Source organism: Streptomyces sp. NPDC037389 (assembly GCF_040636475.1).
GTDB classification, from domain to species: domain Bacteria; phylum Actinomycetota; class Actinomycetes; order Streptomycetales; family Streptomycetaceae; genus Streptomyces; species Streptomyces hesseae.
Genome location: NZ_JBEZUS010000004.1, coordinates 15,638 through 33,558, shown reverse-complemented (window position 1 = coordinate 33,558; position 17,921 = coordinate 15,638). Strand labels below are relative to the sequence as shown.

General features: G+C 68.2%; 17 protein-coding genes. 8 read left to right on the top strand and 9 right to left on the bottom strand.

The features are described from left to right. The first annotated feature begins 111 nt into the window (after positions 1-111). From AB0E98_RS09735 to AB0E98_RS09725, 3 genes are all read left to right on the top strand, one after another. Positions 112-1,584: an MFS transporter gene (locus AB0E98_RS09735; protein WP_361700638.1), complete on the top strand. Its 1,473-nt coding sequence runs from the start codon at positions 112-114 to the stop codon at positions 1,582-1,584. 29 nt (positions 1,585-1,613) lie between these two features. Continuing rightward, the gene (locus AB0E98_RS09730; protein ID WP_361700635.1) at positions 1,614-2,564 is read left to right on the top strand and encodes an aldo/keto reductase; all 951 of its coding nucleotides are present in this window, start codon (positions 1,614-1,616) and stop codon (positions 2,562-2,564) included. A gap of 88 nt (positions 2,565-2,652) precedes the next feature. Next, positions 2,653-3,294 (top strand): disulfide bond formation protein DsbA, encoded by a 642-nt coding sequence (locus AB0E98_RS09725; RefSeq protein WP_361700633.1) that lies wholly within the window; start codon positions 2,653-2,655, stop codon positions 3,292-3,294. On the opposite strand, the gene AB0E98_RS09720 is transcribed toward AB0E98_RS09725, so the two are convergent. Then, complete coding sequence (locus AB0E98_RS09720; RefSeq protein ID WP_361700630.1) at positions 3,291-3,596, bottom strand: hypothetical protein; 306 nt, start codon at positions 3,594-3,596, stop codon at positions 3,291-3,293. The genes AB0E98_RS09725 and AB0E98_RS09720 overlap by 4 nt on opposite strands. Before the next feature lie 88 nt (positions 3,597-3,684). On the opposite strand from AB0E98_RS09720, the gene AB0E98_RS09715 reads away from it, so the two are divergent. Then, positions 3,685-4,722 (top strand): methyltransferase, encoded by a 1,038-nt coding sequence (locus AB0E98_RS09715; RefSeq protein WP_361700627.1) that lies wholly within the window; start codon positions 3,685-3,687, stop codon positions 4,720-4,722. A 22-nt stretch (positions 4,723-4,744) separates the two neighbouring features. Here the strand turns inward: AB0E98_RS09715 and AB0E98_RS09710 are convergent, their stop codons facing one another. After that, positions 4,745-5,356 carry a hypothetical protein gene (locus AB0E98_RS09710; RefSeq protein ID WP_361700625.1) on the bottom strand — a complete coding sequence of 204 codons (612 nt, stop codon included), beginning with the start codon at positions 5,354-5,356 and terminating at the stop codon, positions 4,745-4,747. A 104-nt stretch (positions 5,357-5,460) separates the two neighbouring features. Between AB0E98_RS09710 and AB0E98_RS09705 the strand changes: the two genes are divergently transcribed. Continuing rightward, positions 5,461-5,868: a VOC family protein gene (locus AB0E98_RS09705; RefSeq protein ID WP_361700622.1), complete on the top strand. Its 408-nt coding sequence runs from the start codon at positions 5,461-5,463 to the stop codon at positions 5,866-5,868. 24 nt (positions 5,869-5,892) lie between these two features. Here the strand turns inward: AB0E98_RS09705 and AB0E98_RS09700 are convergent, their stop codons facing one another. The 4 genes from AB0E98_RS09700 to AB0E98_RS09685 form a co-directional block, all read right to left on the bottom strand. Then, complete coding sequence (locus AB0E98_RS09700; protein WP_361700619.1) at positions 5,893-6,600, bottom strand: helix-turn-helix domain-containing protein; 708 nt, start codon at positions 6,598-6,600, stop codon at positions 5,893-5,895. A 26-nt stretch (positions 6,601-6,626) separates the two neighbouring features. After that, entirely contained in the window at positions 6,627-7,454 is an 828-nt protein-coding gene (locus AB0E98_RS09695) for a hypothetical protein (protein ID WP_361700616.1), read from the bottom strand. 354 nt (positions 7,455-7,808) lie between these two features. Beyond that, the gene (locus AB0E98_RS09690) at positions 7,809-8,024 is read right to left on the bottom strand and encodes a DUF397 domain-containing protein (protein WP_361700613.1); all 216 of its coding nucleotides are present in this window, start codon (positions 8,022-8,024) and stop codon (positions 7,809-7,811) included. Then, positions 8,024-8,869, bottom strand: a complete 846-nt coding sequence (locus AB0E98_RS09685) for a helix-turn-helix transcriptional regulator (RefSeq protein WP_361700611.1) — start codon at positions 8,867-8,869, stop codon at positions 8,024-8,026. Before AB0E98_RS09685 ends, AB0E98_RS09690 begins: the two co-directional genes overlap by 1 nt. 170 nt (positions 8,870-9,039) lie before the next feature. Between AB0E98_RS09685 and AB0E98_RS09680 the strand changes: the two genes are divergently transcribed. Further along, a complete protein-coding gene (locus AB0E98_RS09680; RefSeq protein ID WP_361700608.1) occupies positions 9,040-9,606 on the top strand; it encodes an ATP-binding protein in 567 nt (188 codons plus the stop codon). A 117-nt stretch (positions 9,607-9,723) separates the two neighbouring features. On the opposite strand, the gene AB0E98_RS09675 is transcribed toward AB0E98_RS09680, so the two are convergent. After that, positions 9,724-12,864, bottom strand: a complete 3,141-nt coding sequence (locus tag AB0E98_RS09675; protein ID WP_361700605.1) for a DUF3427 domain-containing protein — start codon at positions 12,862-12,864, stop codon at positions 9,724-9,726. Positions 12,865-13,022: 158 nt separating this feature from the next. Here AB0E98_RS09675 and AB0E98_RS09670 point away from each other — a divergent pair, with 158 nt between their 5' ends. Further along, positions 13,023-14,108 (top strand): DUF3578 domain-containing protein, encoded by a 1,086-nt coding sequence (locus AB0E98_RS09670; RefSeq protein WP_361700603.1) that lies wholly within the window; start codon positions 13,023-13,025, stop codon positions 14,106-14,108. A 122-nt stretch (positions 14,109-14,230) separates the two neighbouring features. Here the strand turns inward: AB0E98_RS09670 and AB0E98_RS09665 are convergent, their stop codons facing one another. Together AB0E98_RS09665 and trmB are read right to left on the bottom strand one after the other, a co-directional pair. After that, positions 14,231-15,538 (bottom strand): PrsW family intramembrane metalloprotease, encoded by a 1,308-nt coding sequence (locus AB0E98_RS09665; protein WP_361701501.1) that lies wholly within the window; start codon positions 15,536-15,538, stop codon positions 14,231-14,233. Between the two features lie 155 nt (positions 15,539-15,693). Next, positions 15,694-16,485: a tRNA (guanosine(46)-N7)-methyltransferase TrmB gene (gene trmB, locus AB0E98_RS09660; protein WP_361701499.1), complete on the bottom strand. Its 792-nt coding sequence runs from the start codon at positions 16,483-16,485 to the stop codon at positions 15,694-15,696. 251 nt (positions 16,486-16,736) lie between these two features. Between trmB and AB0E98_RS09655 the strand changes: the two genes are divergently transcribed. After that, the gene (locus AB0E98_RS09655) at positions 16,737-17,783 is read left to right on the top strand and encodes a glycoside hydrolase family 16 protein (RefSeq protein ID WP_361700601.1); all 1,047 of its coding nucleotides are present in this window, start codon (positions 16,737-16,739) and stop codon (positions 17,781-17,783) included. Positions 17,784-17,921: the final 138 nt, after the last annotated feature.

Below are 17,921 nucleotides of genomic sequence, written 5' to 3'. Positions count from 1 at the left end.
GGGGCCGCCGGTCGGCAAGCCGGACAGGCCAATCAGGTCATAGCGGCCGGAGAACCCTCCGATATCGGATATCCCGGGAATGTTCTGTGTGCGATCGGGAAATCAGATGACGTGACGACCACCGCGACGATCACCACGTCCGTGCCCGCCCGCCTGGACCGGCTGCCCTGGTCCCGGTGGCATTGGACCGTGGTGATCGGTCTCGGCACGGTCTGGGTCCTGGACGGCCTGGAGGTCACGATCGTCGGCAATATCGCCGGCCGTCTCTCCGAGCAGGGCAGCGGACTGCCGATCACTTCCGGCGGAGTGACGGGAGTGGCGGCCGCGCTCTATGTGGCGGGCGCCTGTTCCGGCGCGCTCTTCTTCGGCCGGCTGACCGATCTCTTCGGCCGTAAAAGACTCTTCATGGTCACGCTCGCGGTCTATCTGGCCGCGACGGCCCTGACCGCGCTCTCGTACTCGTCCTGGTGGTTCTTCACCTTCCGCTTCGTGACGGGTTTCGGCATCGGCGGCGAGTACGCGGCGATCAACTCCGCCATCGACGAACTGATCCCGGCCGCCTACCGCGGCCGTGTCGACCTCATCATCAACGGCAGCTTCTGGCTCGGCGCCATCGCGGGTTCATTGCTGTCGGTCCTGATGCTCGACACCAGCATCTTCGCCAAGGCCGTCGGCTGGCGGCTGACCTTCGGGCTGGGCGTCATCCTGGGGCTGGTCATCCTGCTCGTACGCCGCCATGTGCCGGAGAGCCCGCGCTGGCTGTTCATCCACGGCAGGGCGGAGGAGGCCGAACGGCTCGTCACGTCGATCGAGAAACGCGTCGTGGCCGAGAAAGGCATCCCCCTCCCGCCCGCCAAAGGGCGTTTCACCATCCGCCAGCGCGAGAGCTTCGGGTTCCGTGACATCGCCCGCACGGTCTTCTCCGACTACCGGCGCCGGGCCGTCCTGGGCCTCGCCCTCTTCATCGGCCAGGCGTTCCTCTACAACGCGATCACCTTCGGTTTCGGTGCCATCCTCACCCGTTTCTTCGGCGTTTCCACGTCCCGCACCGGCTATTTCTTCGCCGTCATAGCGGTGGGCAACTTCCTGGGCCCGCTCTTCCTGGGGAAGCTCTTCGACACCCTCGGCCGGCGCATCATGATCTCCTCGACGTACCTCCTGGCCGGGGTCCTGCTGTTCGGCACCGCCTGGCTGTTCGGCGCCGGGCAGCTGAACGCCGTCACCCTCACCGCCTGCTGGGCGGTGGTCCTCTTCTTCGCCTCGGCGGGCGCCAGCAGCGCCTACCTCACCGTCTCCGAGATCTTCCCGATGGAGACCCGGGCCATGGCCATCGCCTTCTTCTACGCGGTGGGCACGGCGGCGGGCGGCATCAGCGGCCCGCTCCTCTTCTCGGCCCTCACCCAGAGCGGCGTCGTCGCCGACACGGTCGTGGCCTTCTGCCTCGGCGCGGCCCTGATGTGCCTGGGTGGAGTGGTGGCCGCGTTCCTGGCCGTACGGGCGGAAGGCCGCTCGCTGGAGGACATCGCGGCACCCCTGTCCGTCCACCCTCCCGATCCCCTGCCGGCACCGGCGCCCGCGGAATAACGGGCCCGGCAGGGGAGTTGAACCTTCGCATGGCTGACAACACCCATCACAAGGCAATCGGCGGTCTCTCCGTCCACCCCCTGAACCTGGGCGGAAACGTCTTCGGCTGGACGGCCGACGAGAAGCAGTCCTTCGCCGTCCTCGACGCCTACGCCGAGGCCGGCGGCAACTTCATCGACACGGCGGACGTCTACTCCGCCTGGGTGCCCGGCAACAAGGGTGGCGAGTCCGAGACCATCATCGGGAACTGGCTCGCCGAGCGCGGCAACCGGGACGCGATCGTCGTCGCCACCAAGGTCGGCAACGGCGTCCCCGAGCACCGCGGCCTGGCCCCCGCGACCATCAAGGCCGACGTCGAGGCCTCCCTGCGCCGCCTCCGCACGGACCACATCGACCTCTACTACACGCACGTGGATGACGAGTCGGTCCCCGTCGAGGAGATCATCACGACGCTGGACGGCCTGGTGAAGGAGGGCAAGGTCCGCGAGATCGCGGCCTCCAACATCACGGCGGCACGTCTGCGCGCCTCCCTGGACTTCTCCGACGCCGCCGGCCTGGCCAAGTACGTGGCGATCCAGCCCCACTACAACCTGGTCTCGCGCGATACCTACGAGGGCGAACTCGCCTCCGTGGCCGCCGAGCACGGCCTGGCCGCGATCCCGTACTTCGCGCTGGCCTCGGGCTTCCTCACCGGCAAGTACCGTCCGGGCACGACGGTGGACAGCGCGCGTGCGGGCGGCGCGGCGCATTACCTGGAGACGGAGCGGGGCGTGCGCGTGCTCGCCGCCCTCGACGAGGTGGCCGCGGCCCACGACGCCGAGCTCGCGACCGTGGCCCTGGCCTGGCTCGCGGCCCGGCCGACGGTGGCGACGCCGCTGGCCAGCGCCCGTACGGTCGAGCAGCTGGCGCCGCTGCTGGCGGTGGGCGACCTGAAGCTCACGGAGGCGGAGCTGGCGAAGCTGACGGAGGCGTCGGCGTAAGGACCCTTGTGGGGGTAGTGATTGGCCCATGACCGCGGGCCACAAATGGACCAGCACAGCGGGACAACAACTCCGTAGGCTCGCGGTCATGACAAACAAGGCGACGACCAAGATGACGAACAAGACGACGAACAAGGTGGACTTCTACTTCGACCCGATCTGCCCCTTCGCCTGGATCACGTCCCGCTGGATCCTGGAGGTGGAGCGGCACCGCGACCTCGACCTGCGCTTCCGCGTCATGAGCCTGTCCGTGCTCAACGAGGGCCGCGAGGACCTGCCGGAGCGCTACCGCAGAATCATGGACACCGGCTGGGGCCCGGTCCGGGTGTGCATGGCGGCGGCCCAGGAGCACGGCGACCACGTGCTCCGGGACCTCTACACGGCGCTGGGCACCCGTATCCACAACGCCGACCGGGAGGCCGGCGACGAGGTGATCCGCGAGGCCCTCGCCGAGGCGGGCCTCCCGCTGTCACTGGCGGACGCGGCGCACACGACGGACTACGACGAGGCGCTGCGCAAGAGCCACCACGAGGGCATGGACCCGGTCGGCGAGGAGGTGGGCACGCCGACGATGCACATCGACGGCGTCGCCTTCTTCGGACCGGTACTGACCGCGATACCGAGGGGCGAGGACGCCGTCCGGATCTTCGACGGGGTGCGCCTGCTGGCGAGCTACCCCAAGTTCTTCGAACTGAAGCGCACCCGGACGGGCGACCTGGACTTCAGCTAGTCGTGGCTGCTGTTCCGCTCCACAACCCAGGAAGCAAGGGCGACACCACTCGCGACTGTGAAGACGGACGGCCAGGCGCCGACCTTCTTGGCGAGCGGGTGGGACCCGGCGAAGGCGGCGACGTAGGCCCCGGTCAACCCGGCGGCGGCCCCGGCGCCGACCGTCTCCTTCCACTGCTTGGCGGCGAGAGCCCCGGCGGCGGCGAGGGCCACTCCACCGAGGGGCCGCTTCTTGGTCCACCGGGCGACGCCGTAGCCGCCGATAAGACCACCGGCGGCCACCAGGGACGTAGGAACTGCCACAGCAACAACCTCCGCATCGAGGGATCTCGTCCTAAAGCTAACGCCGGAGGAAGAGGAATCGTCCGCCGCCCTGGGCATGAATCGCTGAGTGACCAATGACGCTCGCAAAACAGTGGAAGCGGGTGGCCGAAGCGCGGCCCGCATCATCGACGAGGCCCTGGGCTTCGTCTACCCGGCCGCGCTGCGCGCAGCGGTGACGGCAGGCGTGGCGGACCACCTGACGGACGGCCCTCGTACCCCGTCCGACCTGGCGAAGGCGACGGGCACGGACGCCCGCGGCCTCCACCGGGTCCTGCGCCTCCTGGCCACGAGAGGCCTGTTCGAGGAGGACGGGGAGGGCCGCTTCCACCTGACGGAGGCGGGGGACGCGCTGCGCTCGGACGCGCCCGTGTCCGTACGCTCGGCGGTCCTGATGATCACGGACCGGACGTTCTGGCTGCCGGCGGGCGAGATGACGAGGTGTGTGGAGGAAGGCACCTCGGCCTTCGACCGCATCTTCGGGATGCCGTTCTTCGACTACTTCACGGGGAGCGCGGAGACGGCGGCCATCTTCCACGACGGAATGGCGGCGATGTCGGACGCGGAGAACCAGCCGATCGCGGACGCTTACTCGTTCCCGCCCTCGGCCACGGTCGTGGACGTGGGCGGCGGCCACGGCGGCCTCCTCCAGTCGGCCCTCCGCAACACCCCCGGCCTCCAGGGCGTCCTCTACGACCAGCCCCACGTCCTGGCCGGCCACCGCCTGGACACCCCGGACCTGGCAGGCCGCTGGACCCTGGCCGAGGGCGACTTCTTCACCTCGGCCCCGCCCGGCGACATCTACCTCCTCAAGCGCATCCTCCACGACTGGGACGACACCCAGTCGCGGACGATCCTCACCAACTGCCGCGAGGCCATGGCGCCGGGCGGCCGAGTCCTGGTCATCGACGCGGTCATCCCCCAGGACAACGCCCCTCACCAGGGCAAGACGCTCGACCTGCTGATGATGGCGTCGTTGGTGGGCCGCGAACGCACGGAGCAGGAATTCAAGGACCTGTTCGCGGAGGCGGGCCTCCGCCTGACCCGGGTGATCCCGACGGGAACGGTCCTGTCGATCGTGGAGGGGGAGGCGGCGGCGGACGCGTAGCGGCCCGGCCAGGCCCGGGAGCCTACGACCGGAAGCCGATGATCCCAAACCCGGGCCGGGCCTCGGCGTGCCGCAACCAGCCGATGACGTCCATGACCGCGTCGACGACCTCGGGTTCGAGCGGGGGAGCGTGCCCCTTCCGCTTGGTCTCCTCGAACTGCTCCAAAGCCTTGGCGCACTGCTCCGGGGTCCACTCCCCACACCCCGGCGCCTCATACGGCCTCGGCAGGGGCTTCGGCACGTCGCCGTAGCTGAAGTCCTCCACGGAAACCGCCGTGATCCCGAGAGCCCGCAGCCCGTCGTCGACCACCGACAGCCAGCTGCCCCGGAAGGGACAGAAAGAGGAGTTGTCGAGGAAGGAACCCGTGAGGTCGCACAGCCGCTTGTAGGCGTAGCCGTACTGGAAGGCGTGCTCCTGATCGTCGCTGAACGGCCCGCCGTTGACGACGGCTTCCAACGCCTCGTACGCCGTGGGCGCGCCGTCCTTTATCGCGTGCGAGAACCAGTCGTCGTCCCGCGCCAGGTCGTCCGCGAAGTTGTCGCGGATGACCTGGAGCAGCCCCCCGTCGCGCGAGCCGACCAGGGCCCGTGTCCTGGCAGGGTCCAGCAGATACACACTCAGTCCCGAACTCATGTGCCTGAACCTAGCGGTGACCACTGACAACGCGGCATGGGCGCGGAGCGGGGTGTCCGTTTCCTTCAAGACCCGGCGCACGCTCTCTCCCTAAGCTCCCGGGCATGAGCACCACACCAGCACCTGAACTCCACTCCATCGGCCTCGTCGTCTCCGATCTGGCCGCGACGCTCACCTTCTACCGGCGTCTCGGGATCGAGTTCCCCGAAGGCTCCGAGGACCAGCCGCACGTAGAGGCCGTCCTGCCGGGCGGGCTGCGCCTCCTCCTCGACCCCGAGAGCACCGTCCGCTCCTTTCACCCGTCGTGGCGTCCACCGGCGGGCGGCAGTGGCCGGGTGGGGCTGGCGTTCCGGTGCACGGGCCCCGAGCACGTCGACGCGGTGTACGAGGACCTGGTCGGCGCCGGATACCACGGTGAGCTGAAGCCGTGGGACGCCTTCTGGGGCCAGCGGTACGCCGTGGTGCACGACCCGGACGGCAATGGTGTCGACCTCTTCGCACCCCTGGCGTGATTCGCCGCCTGGGCGCCGCCTGGGCTACGCCCGCACCAGCCCGGACAGCGACTCTCCCGCCAACTCCCGAACCTCGCGCGCCAGATGAGCCTGATCCGAGAAGCCGGCCCGGACGGCCGTCTCCGCGAAGGGCACGCCGGCGCGGGCCAGGGTGAGGGCGCGTTGCAGACGGAGGATCCGGGCGAGGGTCTTGGGCCCGTAGCCGAAGGCGTTCAGTGCGCGGCGGTGAAGCTGCCGCGCACCGAGGCCCACCGCTTCGGCGGTCGCCGCAACGGATCGCCCGGCTGCCAGGGACGCCACGACCGCCCGCAGCAGCGGGTCCGGGGATGGCGCGTCGGCCGCGAGACGCAGCGCCAGCTCCTCAAGCGCGGCAGCCGGGTCGGGCGCCGCGTCGACGCGTTCCGTGAAGCGGCGCACTTCGGCGCCCGGCCACAGGTCGGCGAGCTCCACACGCCGGTCCCGCAGCTCGTGCGCGGGTACGCCGAGCAGGGCGGGAGCGGTACCGGGGTGGAAACGAACGCCGGCCCAAGGCCCTCGCCCGCCGGCTCCAGGACGGTACGCACGGGTGTCGGGCCCGGCGACGAAGAGCCTGCCCTCGGTCCACAACAGATCCATGCACCCGTCGGGCAGCACGGTCACGGCTTTGCTGCCCCCGGGAGGCCCGGCGGTTCCCCGCGTCCACACGACGGCGTCCGGCAGTCGGGACGCGCGCTCTGCGTACGTGGGGGACACGCCGTGAAGGTTACGCGGCTCCCGGCCTAGCGGCTCGTACGGGCCATGGCCCGCAGCCCCGACACGTACGCGCGCACGTCGGCGGCGTCCGGACCGGGCAGCTCCGGACGCGGCCCGTCGCCACGACAGCCGCGGCACAGACCACCGGGCAGGGCCTCGGGCCGCCCCGGCGTGCCACAACCGGTGCACTCCATGACCCGACGGCGGGGCGGCACCTCCGGAGCGGCGAGTGCCTCGGGCGGCATCTTCTCGGTGAGCCTCGTGCGAGTGAACGCCCCGGGGTGATGGACGACGTCGGGGAGCCCGGCGGCGAGGGTTCGTACGAGATCGTCCGGTGTGGCCCCGCGCCGGAGCCATTCGTCGGCGAGCTCCTCGAGGGCGGAGCACTCGGAAGCGGAGAGGCCGAGCCGGGGTTCGGTACGACCAAGCCGGACCAGAGCCTCGTAGGCGGCGGACCGGGCGAGCCGCGTGGGGCGTGACGCGACCCGAGCGGGGGCCGGGGCAGGAGTGTCCTCCTCCCCCTCCTCAAGGCACGCCTCCCACCAGGCATCGTCGCGCGCGGTCCGGGAGAAGTGCGAGCGGGTCACCCACTGCGTACGGCCCTCGCCGACCGTCTCCCGGATACGCCGCAGGTGCCCGGCCTCGGAGAGGTTGTTGAGAGCGGTGCTCACGGCCTGCTGCCCGTAGGCGGGGATCTGCTTGGCCAGGGTCTTGATGTCGACGGCGGCGCCGTCGGGAAGCCGGTCGATGTGCGCGGCGATGGCCGCCTCCCGGGCGGGGAGGTGCGCGAAGTCGTCCCGGGTGCGCGGGGCTTGGTCGGGCGCGGAACGCTTGCCGTATCCGGACGCGGCCATGGGGACAGCGGTAGAGTTGGCGTCAGCCACGAGATCACTCACTCTGATCTAGATGGTCAGACCCCGGCTCAGGTGTTGGCGCACCGGCCGGGGTTGCTTTGTTGTGGCGCACGCTACACGGGGACAGCGGGGGGTGGCGACTCGGTTGCGCAAAGTCATCCGCGTGTGCATACGCGCGACTTGGGAGGGAGGGTGGGTTATCACCCACCACCCATTCCTCAGACAGAGCGCTCGAATCCCGACCCCCGAATCCCGAAGCTCAAGCCCCGGACCCGGACCTCCTGGTCACCGCTCCTCGGAGCCGGCCGCCGGCCCCGCCCGAATCCCGGAACCCGAGCTTCGGTCCGCAAGCGATCACCGAAGCTTGCCGTCCCGTATCCCCGTGACGAACCCGCCCCAGGCCGTACACGAAAAGGCGAGCACGGGTCCGCACGCCTCCTTCGAGTCACGGACGGAAGTGGTCCCGTCAGCAGTGAAGGCGGCTTCCAGGCACTCACCGCCCGTGCCATTGCTGTAGCTGCTCTTGAACCAGCCGGCCTGGACGCATATGGAACGGGCCGCTCTGCTCATCAGGAGTACTCCTTCAGGATGCGCTTGATCAGCTGTGCCGATTGGGGTGGGCTCGACGCAATGGCCCGCATGCTGTCGAATGCCTTCGAGTACTGGCTGACGTCGTCCGGAGTCTCCAGGTAGACGGCGTCGGTCAGCCCGTCCCGGTAGACGACATCGGGATCCGCCTGCTCGGGGAAGCCGAGAATCGTGAAGGCTCCCGTCGCTGGGTACGTGCCGGCGTCGAAGGGCAGGACCTGGAGCGTTACGTTCTTCAACTGGCTTGATAGGAGCATATATTCGAGCTGGGCGCGCATCAGCTCCCTGCCGCCGACGATGTGGCGGAGGACGCTCTCGTGCACGATCGCCCACAGGTCGGGTGGGGCCTCACGGTGCAGGATCTGCTGGCGAGCCATGCGTACGTTCACGTGACGTTCAAGTTCTTCGCCTTCGAGCTGACCGGATGCCCGATGCAGCTCCGCGGCGTATGCGGCTGTCTGCATAAGCCCCGGTACGAACTCGCACTGGTACTGACGCAGGCTTGAGGCCTCCTGCTCCAGCCCGATGTAGGACGAGAACCACGGCGGCACCGCCGACCCGTGTGCGTGCCACCAACCTCGAACCTTGGACTCCTTGGCCAGTCGCATCAGGAACTCGCGCAGCTCGTCCGCTGTGCCGTAGTAGCGGCACAGCGCGTCGATGTCCGAGGACTGCACCCTCCCGCTGCCGGTTTCGAGCCGGTTGACCTTCGACCCGCTCCAGTCCAGGGCCTTGCCGACTTCATTGCAGGTGAGCTGATGGTCTTCGCGAAGCTTCTTGAGCTCGATGGCCAGCCGCCGTCGGCGAGCTGTGGGTGATCCAGCCACTTCAACCTCCCGTGTCACGAACGGCGTTCAGTCCAGCGGACAGCATCAACCAGGCCAATCACCCAATGGAGGGAATCCCCTGGTGCATATTGCATGACGGGATGTGCTCGCTGCCATGCTCGAGCTCTCCCGCACCGGGGAGTCCGCGATCAGAAGGGCTGGGCACGCACATGGGCATCGAGCACCGCAGGCCGGCAAAGATCTGGGAGTTCCCCTTCCTCGCCATCCCCGAGAGGGTCGCCCACCTCCGCCGTACAGTCAGCGCTCCCTTGCGGCTCTGGGGAGTGCGGCACCTTGAGGATCCGGTCCGGCTCTGTGTCACGGAACTGATCACCAACGTCATCACGCACGTCGGCCCAAGGACGCCGACCTGGATCTCCATCGTGTTGGACGGATCGCGACTCCGCATCGCCATCCGTGACCCGGATCCCCGACGCTTCCCGGCGCTGCGGGCGGCCACCCCCGCGCAAGAAGGAGGGCGTGGCCTACACCTGATCGCCGCCACGGCCGACCGCTGGGGCGTGATCCCCAGCGACTACGGCAAAACCACCTGGTGCGAGCTCGCCACGGGTCTCCCGGGCTCAGAGTCCCGGCCCGCGGCCTCGCGCATGTTGCAGACCGAGGCCCTGCTCACGGTGTACGGCCGGCTTCCTGCGCTCAACAGGGCGAGCTCACCTGCCGTGCGCCTGGTGGCAGAGGAGGAGGCGACAGCCTTGATCGCTGACCTCCTCCACTGACTCCAAGCCCAGGGCACCAATCCGGACGCTGCCCTGGACCGGGCACGGGCGCGGTTCGAAGCAGCGAAGGCGAGGCCCGCTTAGTAGCGCTGACGTGATCAGCGGTAGTGCGCTGGCTTAGCTGGCGGCAATGGCGGAGTACGTCCACACATCAGCCGGCATCTCGTGGTCGAGCTTCCAGACGATGGCCATGGGGTTACTGCCCTCGTGCGAGATGTACTCAGCCGGGCCCAGCAACATCCACGGCTGGGCACCGCCTATGTCGTTCTTCTTGTATCGGCGCACGAACAAGAAGACGTCCGATCCGTTCTCCTTGTGGTTCTGGTAGCGCACCCCTGTGGGTGAGGTGCTGGAGGTCTGGTTCTGAGACTCCCAGTGGAAGAGCTCAGGACTCCGCGCGTAGTCCTTGTACCGGGTCTCCGGGGAGAAATCCTTCTCGTCCTTTTCGAGGGTGATGAGGAGCGCATCAATCTTTGCGCTCTCACACCACTTCACGCCCTCACGGAAGTGCCCAGGGAGGAAGCCACCCACACTCGCTTGCCCGAGCGCGGGCAGGATCTCTTCCCTGCTGTAGGAGGCGTGGATGGTGAGTGGGATGTCAGCATGTGCCCCTACCAGCCGTACGGGGAGATGCTCTGTGCGGGCCAGGTTGTGGCTCAGTACCTGCCGGAGCTCGTCCCGGAAGTTCACCTGTTTGGCCAGTGCCTGGAAGCCTTCGTCGTATGAGGCGAAGCCTCCACCAAGCGGCCACAGGGAGAAGAAGAGCATCCTGGCGTATGCCCGGCCCTGCCGGTCAAGGGAGTCGTACGCCGGAGCGTCGTCCTCAAGCATGCGGCTGTACGCAGCCACGCGAGCAGGGTCGTCGACGTGGAGGAAGGCGGAGACGCGCTTGAGTAGAGCCTCTTCGCCGTCCGGTCCAACCTCAGGCAGGAAGTGGGCCCGGCGCAGCAGACGCGTCCAAGAGTTATTGGCGCGGTAGAGCTCCTTAAGCTCCCGCTGGCTCTCGCGGAGATAGCCGGAGAGCTGTGGTTCCGCGTAGGCAGCGACCTCGCGTGTCAGCTGTGTGACATTGACGCCGATTTGGTTCTTGATGTTCTCAAGGATCCGCTTCTTCGACTTCCTGTCGAGCACGATCTGGCACCCAGACGGGAGGAGCGGGAAGTCTTGCTCCATGTTGTCGGCCAAGCGTTTACGGGTCAGGTTGGTGAGCGCCCGGAATTGCTCCTCGAAGCGGAATTCCTTGCGGTGCTGCCCGATGAAGTCGAGGACGGTGAGCACGGCCTTGTTAGGGGTTCGTCGGAGACCACGGCCGAGCTGCTGAAGGAAGACGGTGGCGCTGGAGGTCGGCCGGAGCAGGAGGAGGGTGTCGACGTCGGGGATGTCCAGCCCCTCGTTGAACAGATCGACTGAGAAGAGGACCTGGAGCTTGCCCTCACGTAGATCAGCCAGCGCCTGGGCGCGTTCTGTCGCGGGGGTAGAGGCATCGAGCGACTTAGCGTTGAGCCCAGTTTGCTGGAAGTAGTCGGCCATGAAGCGGGCGTGCGCGACGGACACACAGAAGCCCAGGGCTCGCATGGAGCCAGGATCGGTCACCTTGTCTTGGACGGCCTTGGCGACCAGGCGCGCCCGAGCGTGGTTTCCGGTGAACAGTTTGTCGAGCTCGCCGGTGTCGTAGGCGCCACGCTTCCACGTGAGGCCTTCCAGGTCCACGCTGTCAGCGATCCCGAAGTAGTGGAAGGGGCTGAGGAGGTCGTTCTCCAGCGCTTCCCATAGACGCATCTCGGCAGCGATCCGGCCATCGAAGAACGCATCTTGCACGTTCTGTCCGTCCATACGCTCAGGCGTGGCCGTGAGACCAAGGAGCTCTGCCGGCTTGAAGTGGTCGATGATGCGGCGGTAGGTCGGTGAGGTGCTGTGGTGGAACTCATCAATGACGATCACATCGAAGTGATCAGGAGCAAGGCGTTCGAGCGAGCGGGAGTTGAGGGACTGGACACTGGCGAAGACATGGGTCCAGTCCTGCGGAACGTCCCCACCTACCAGCAGCTCACCAAAGTTCGCGTCGTTGAGCACGTGCTGGTACGTGAGGAGCGACTGCTTCAGGATCTCTTTGCGGTGGGCGACGAAGAGCAGCTTGAGATCGCGGTTCTGGAGCTTTGCTCGCAGCGCTCGGTAATCGAGAGCCGCCATCACCGTCTTCCCAGTGCCCGTTGCTGCGACGAGGAGGTTGCGGTGACGATCGTGGACGTTGCGTTCAACCTGAAGCCGCTCCAGCATGTCCTTCTGGTGGGGGTACGGGCGCACCTCAAGCCCAGACAGACTGATGGTGGGCCTGCTACCACTCCCCTTACCTCCTGCTTGCAGCAGTGCATCGTCTAGCCGCTCGCCGTCCCGCTCGGGGTCGTACGGCTCGAACGCCGCGTCGCTCCAGTACGCATCGAAGGTGGCCTCGAACTTCTTGAGAACCGCCGGAGTCGCCACAGACGACAGCCGGACGTTCCATTCCAAGCCGTCCAGGAGAGCTGCCCGCGAGAGGTTGGAGCTGCCCACGTAGGCGGTGTCGTACCCGCTGCTGCGGCGGATGAGCCAAGCCTTCGCGTGGAGACGGGTGGACCGCAACTCGTAGTTGACCTTGACCTCTGCGTTGAAGTCCTTGACTAGCCGGTCCAGCGCCTTCCGCTCGGTGGCCCCTATGTAGGTGGTGGTGATGACGCGGATGGGCACGCCACGAGCGGCTGCTCCCCTAAGAGAGTCTTCGAGTACGCGCAGGCCATGCCACTTCACGAACGCGCAGAGGAGGTCAACGCGGTCTGCGGTGGCGAGCTCGGCGCGTAGCTCAAATCCAAGGTTGGGGTCTTCGGGCGAGTTGGTGAGCAGGGCCGTGTCCGACAAGGGTGTGGCAGGCCGGACGTTGTAGGCGCCCGGTGCTTCCTGCTCGGCGATGGCGAGCAGTTGGCGTGGTCCGTCCGCCACAACCTCAATCCACTGCTTGGCTCCATCGAGGCTGCTCATGGACTCGAGAATGTGGTTGGCCGCCAAGACCTGCTCGGATGCGGGCAGTGAAGCAAGAATGCGGTGGACGGTTTGGGCGATATGGCGGGCCAGGACATGGGGAGAGGAAAGCTCCCCCACCGGCTGGGCGACGGACTTCCAGCCGTTCGCCTCGAGCTGTTGCAGGTGCTCTTCGAGGCGCGAGGTGATCAGCTCCTCGTACAAGCCGGGTACCGGCGTTGCTTGGCTGTTGAAGCGCTCGCTCATTGATGGCCCCCTCGTTCCCCAACCGATGGTGATGTTCTACCAGGGGGTTGTGACAGCTGGTCGGCATGTCAGTTCGTACTTGATGGCTGAAACGCCAAGGATGTCTGAAAGTAGATAGCTTCTGATCGGTATCGATCGGGTGTGGCTAGTGTCTGGCTATGAAGATCCGCGACCTCCTTGAAGAGATAGCCAAGAAGTATGACCAGGGCCTCGGGACAGGTGGAGGTGTCCACGCCCAGGACCTCCTACGCCAGGTGACCCCGCTCCTTGCTCCGGCTGTCCCCGGAGGCTATGAGGCACGCGGTTACGGAGGTAAGGGTGGGGCGGCGCACACTCCTTGGATCGGAGTGTTCGATCCCGACATCACGGATGACCCCAAGGAGGGCCTCTACCTCGCCTACATCTTCGCCGCTGACCTCAAGAGCGTGACGCTGACGCTCCAGCAAGGCGTAACGCGACTCACCGATGACTACGGCGAGGGTCGGAAGCTCCGCGATTACCTCAGCACCCGAGCGGCTTCGCTGCTGAGCGGGCTCCCGTCGGACCTCATGGCTGAGTGGGCGGTTACCCCGGACTTCAACTCGAAGGTGGACCGACCGCGAGCTTATGAAGCGGGGAGCGTTGCTGCTCGGCGCTATGAGGTGGATTCCTTGCCGCCCGAGGCCAGCTTGCGCGAAGACCTTTGGTACCTGGCGGAGGTACTGAGACGGGCAGCTTCCGTCGAACCGGGCGTCTCGGTTGAGGATGCCCCGGAGGGGTTCGTGGCAGGTTACGTGCCAACGAAGCACGCTGAGCCGAAGGGGCTTGAGGGCTTCCAGCCCAAGGACGGGAGTGACTACACCGCCCATATCGCTGCGCGGACGATCACCAAGTCGCGCCGCCATGAGGTGCTGATAGAGCAGTTTGGGCACTACGTCGAAGCGCGTGGTTTCGTGCCGATCACGAAGAAGCAGCACCCCAAGGATCTTGTGCTCCGGCAGGACAGCGTTGAGTGGTTGGTGGAGGCCAAGACCATCAAGGGGCACAGCGCCGCCTCAGCCGTACGTGAGGCGGTGGGGCAACTCTTTGAGTACAGCCACTTTTTGTACGAGCAGTCGTCGAAGCCGCACCTCCTTGCGCTGTTCACCGAGGACATCAAAGCCTTCGTCCCTTACCTGGAGGGACTGGGCATTGCGTCTGTCTGGAGTACTCCTGAGGGCTGGGCTGGGTCGCCGTCCGCCGTTTCCTGGGGGCTGGTCGACTGACAGAAACGATCCTTCGGCGATCGTTACGAGCCGGCCTCAGCGGCAGCGCACACCTTCACGTGCTGGGCTCCAGGATGGAGGTTTGCGCTGCCACGCTGGGAGGGCCGCTCTGCCCGCGGCTCTCAGCGGTGCTGGCCCGGGGTCTGCCCCCACGCCGGGCTTGGGGCCGCGGCCGGGGCCGTAGGAGCACCCCACCCCTGGGCCGGGCCCGGTACCGGAGGCCCCCACGGCTGGACCGGCATCGGCACGCCCGCCCCGAACGGTCGCGTCACCCCCGCCACCGCCCCCGCCAGCGCCGGCTGGGCCACATCCCGGCGCTGCCACAAGTGGTGCAGCAGCTCCGCCTCCCTCGCCCCGAAAGAGGGGTCCGGCGTGCCCCGCAGCGCTCGGTGGCGGAGGAAGGCCAAGGACGTCGCGTAGGAGATGTACTCGGCTACGACGCGGGCCGCGGTCGGGCCGCCCGTGCGGCGGGCCAGGTCTCGGGCTATGCCTCTCGCGCGCATGGAGGAGAGGGCGTGGGGTTCGGGCGGGGTGAGCCAGCCGGCGGCCTGGTAGGCGGGGAGGTGGGTCCGGATCGTGCGGAGCTCGTTCTGGCGGGACCAGATGGTCAGCCACGTCAGCAGCGCGAAGACCGGCACCATGAAGAGGGCGTAGACCGCCAGGAAGCCCCCGCCCGGCAGGGTGGCCGAGCCGTTCCACAGGCCGTGCAGGAGCATCGCGGTCAACAAGGCGCCTATGGGGATCAGCCAGCGGAGGAGTCGGCGGCGCGGGGCCAGCGTTGCCGCCAGGCCGAAGCCCAGGCCCGTCATCGATGTGAAGAGCGGGTGCGCGAAGGGCGACATCAGCACCCGGACGAAGAACGTGGCGGCGGTCGTCGACCGCAGGCCCTCGTAGCCGAAGCTCTGGTCGTTGGCGAAGGCGTTGCCGAGGTAGAGGATGTTCTCGGTGAAGGCGAAGCCCGTGGCGGTGATTCCGGCGACCACGACGCCGTCGACTATGCCGTTGAAGTCCCGCCTTCTGAAGAGGTAGAGGAGGAGGATCGCCGCTGCCTTGGCGCTTTCCTCGACCACCGGGGCCACGAACGTCGCGCCCCAGCCCACCGCGTCCTCACGCTGCGCGCCCGCGACCGTCGTCAGCAGCCACTTCGTGGCGTAGCCGTTCGCCAGGATGGCCACCAGCGTGGCCGCGCACGCGCCCCACGCGAAGGCGAATATCAGGCTCTTCCAGGGCTTGGGCTCGACGCGGTCCATCCAGCGGAACGCGGCTATGAGCAGCGGTACCGGCAGTACTGCCAGACCCAGCCCCACCAGGAAACCCTTGGTGCCCGTCTGCTCGCGAACCAGCGCCAGGATGATCAGGCCGCAGAGCGCGAGCAGCAGGAACACCGTTCCGATCCGCACCGCCTTGTTGTCCCAGAGGGTGTCCCACAGCGCCCGGCGGGGCGCGTAGTGCCCGGCGGCCGGGGGGACGGGTGGCGCGTACGGCTGCTGCTGAGGGTGAGGCGGTGGCTCATGCACGCCCCGACCCTAACCAAGGGGCGGAGAGCGAAGTGACGGTTTTCCCGCCCCTTGGAACGTGCTGTGCGTTACGCCGCGCGGCGGCGGAACAGCAGGTCGTGGACCACGTGGCCCTTGTCCAGGCCCTGGCCCTCGAAGCGGGTCAGCGGACGGAAGTCCGGGCGTGGGGCGTAGCCGCCGTCGGGCTGGGTGTTCTCGAAGTCCGGGCTGGAGTCAAGGACCTCCAGCATCTGCTCCGCGTACGGCTCCCAGTCCGTCGCGCAGTGCAGCAGGCCGCCCGGCGCGACACGCGTCGCGGCGAGCGCCAGGAACTCCGGCTGGATCAGCCGGCGCTTGTGGTGGCGCTTCTTGGGCCACGGGTCCGGGAAGTAGACGCGGATGCCGGCGAGGGCGTCCGGGGCGAGCATCTCGCGGAGCAGGATGATCGCGTCGCCGTTGGCCACGCGGACGTTGTTCAGGCCCTGCTGCTCGGCCAGGTTCAGCAGGTTGCCCTGGCCCGGGGTGTGGACGTCGCAGCCGAGGATGCCGGTGCCGGGGTCGGCCGCCGCCATCCTGGCCGTGGCCTCGCCCATGCCGAAGCCGATCTCCAGGACGACCGGCAGCTCCGGATCGCCGAACAGCTCACCGAGGTCCAGCCGGCTCAGGCCGTCGATGTCGAGGCCCCACTTCGGCCACAGCCGGCGCAGCGCCTCGCCCTGCCCGGTCGTGACGCGGCTGCGGCGCGGCTGGAAGGACCGGATACGGCGCTCGTGGTGCGAGCCCGCGGGATCCGGCGCCGGACCGTCGGGGAACATCGGCTCCCGCCGGTCGCGGGCGGGGGCGGCAGGGGCCGGTACCGCCGCGACGGCCTCGGGGGCCATGGCTTCGGCGGTGGCTTCGGTGGTGGGAGCGTGGTTCTCGGGCACAGTTCCTCAAGTCTACGGGCGGTGCCGGCGAAGCCTTTTCGGATCAAGGGCCGGGGACCGGCCGCGACTCGTCAAGCGGGCGGGCTTCTTTCCGCCGATCCGGTGGGCTGTGCCCCCTGGCGCGCGTGGTGGCCCCGACAGCGGCGCTGCCACTCATACGATCTTCCTCGCCCGGCCCGCCACGATGAGTGAGACGGAGACCACTCATGCGACTGCGCCCGCGACCGCGACCGCGACTGCGCCCCCTCACCCGTCGGATTCCCGGGGTGGTGGCGATGCTGGCCGCCGCCGCGGTGCTGATCAGCGGCAGTGACATGGCCCGTGACGTAGCCCGTGACCGCGTTACCGGCCTCGACCGCGTTACCGGCCTCGACCGCGTCACCGGCCTTCGCCACGCCCGTGCCGCCGCCCATGTCGCCCACGTCCCCACCGGGGCCGTCGATCACAAGCCCGGCGGCCCCAAGACTGACGGCTCCCACGAGCGCGGGTGGCGCCTCGTCTGGTCCGACGAGTTCCGTGGATCCGCCCGCCACCGCCCCGACCGGGCCAAATGGTCCTTCGACCGGGGCGGCGAGCCCCAGTGGGGCAATCACGAGTGGCAGTACTACACGGACCGGCCGAGCAACGTCTCCCTCGACGGCCACGGCAACCTCGCCGTCACCGCCCGCCACGAGCGGGTGCGCGAGGTACGTGGCAAGAAGTGCGGCTTCGGGCCCTGCGACATCACCTCGGCGCGGCTGACGACGAAGGGGAAGTTCGCCCGCGCCTACGGCCGCTTCGAGGCCCGGATCAAGATCCCCAAGGGGCAGGGGCTCTGGCCCGCCTTCTGGATGCTCGGCGCCAACTTCGACAAGGTCACCTGGCCCGGCAACGGCGAGATCGACGTCATGGAGGCCCTCGGCCGGCAGCCCACCATGGTCCACGGCACCATCCACGGCCCCGGCTATGTCGCCCAGGGCATCGAGAACCACACCACCCTGGGCCGTGGCGGCAGCCTCGCCGACGGATTTCATACGTACCGCGTCGACTGGATGCCCGGGAAGGTCACCTGGTACCTCGACGACAAGCCGTATGGGACCGCCTGCTCCGGACAGCTCAAGCACGGACAGAAGTGGGTCTTCGACCACCCGCACTATCTGCTGCTCAACCTCGCCGTGGGCGGCGACTGGCCCGGCCCGCCCGACCGCTCGACGCCCTTTCCCGCCCGGATGCTGGTCGATTACGTGCGCGTGTACGAGGCCGCTCGCCGCTGAGCTCCGGTCGGCTTTGCGGGGGTGCCGGGGCGCCTGGGCGCCTGGGGGCTGATCCCGCCACGGGAGGAGTGCGCTCGGTTCGGCACCGCCGGGCTCCGGTGCTGTGGCCGATCACCGTCGCGGCGGGGAGGGAACCCC

What these genes read in the sequence shown, in the direction of transcription:
- AB0E98_RS09730 (WP_361700635.1), top strand. Translation starts at nt 1,614, where the DNA reads ATGGCTGACAACACCCATCACAAGGCAATCGGCGGTCTCTCCGTCCAC.
- AB0E98_RS09725 (WP_361700633.1), top strand. Translation starts at nt 2,653, where the DNA reads ATGACAAACAAGGCGACGACCAAGATGACGAACAAGACGACGAACAAG.
- AB0E98_RS09710 (WP_361700625.1), bottom strand. Translation starts at nt 5,356, where the DNA reads ATGAGTTCGGGACTGAGTGTGTATCTGCTGGACCCTGCCAGGACACGG.
- AB0E98_RS09705 (WP_361700622.1), top strand. Translation starts at nt 5,461, where the DNA reads ATGAGCACCACACCAGCACCTGAACTCCACTCCATCGGCCTCGTCGTC.
- AB0E98_RS09695 (WP_361700616.1), bottom strand. Translation starts at nt 7,454, where the DNA reads ATGGCCGCGTCCGGATACGGCAAGCGTTCCGCGCCCGACCAAGCCCCG.
- AB0E98_RS09690 (WP_361700613.1), bottom strand. Translation starts at nt 8,024, where the DNA reads ATGAGCAGAGCGGCCCGTTCCATATGCGTCCAGGCCGGCTGGTTCAAG.
- AB0E98_RS09680 (WP_361700608.1), top strand. Translation starts at nt 9,040, where the DNA reads ATGGGCATCGAGCACCGCAGGCCGGCAAAGATCTGGGAGTTCCCCTTC.
- AB0E98_RS09675 (WP_361700605.1), bottom strand. Translation starts at nt 12,864, where the DNA reads ATGAGCGAGCGCTTCAACAGCCAAGCAACGCCGGTACCCGGCTTGTAC.
- AB0E98_RS09670 (WP_361700603.1), top strand. Translation starts at nt 13,023, where the DNA reads ATGAAGATCCGCGACCTCCTTGAAGAGATAGCCAAGAAGTATGACCAG.
- trmB (WP_361701499.1), bottom strand. Translation starts at nt 16,485, where the DNA reads ATGGCCCCCGAGGCCGTCGCGGCGGTACCGGCCCCTGCCGCCCCCGCC.
- AB0E98_RS09655 (WP_361700601.1), top strand. Translation starts at nt 16,737, where the DNA reads ATGCGACTGCGCCCGCGACCGCGACCGCGACTGCGCCCCCTCACCCGT.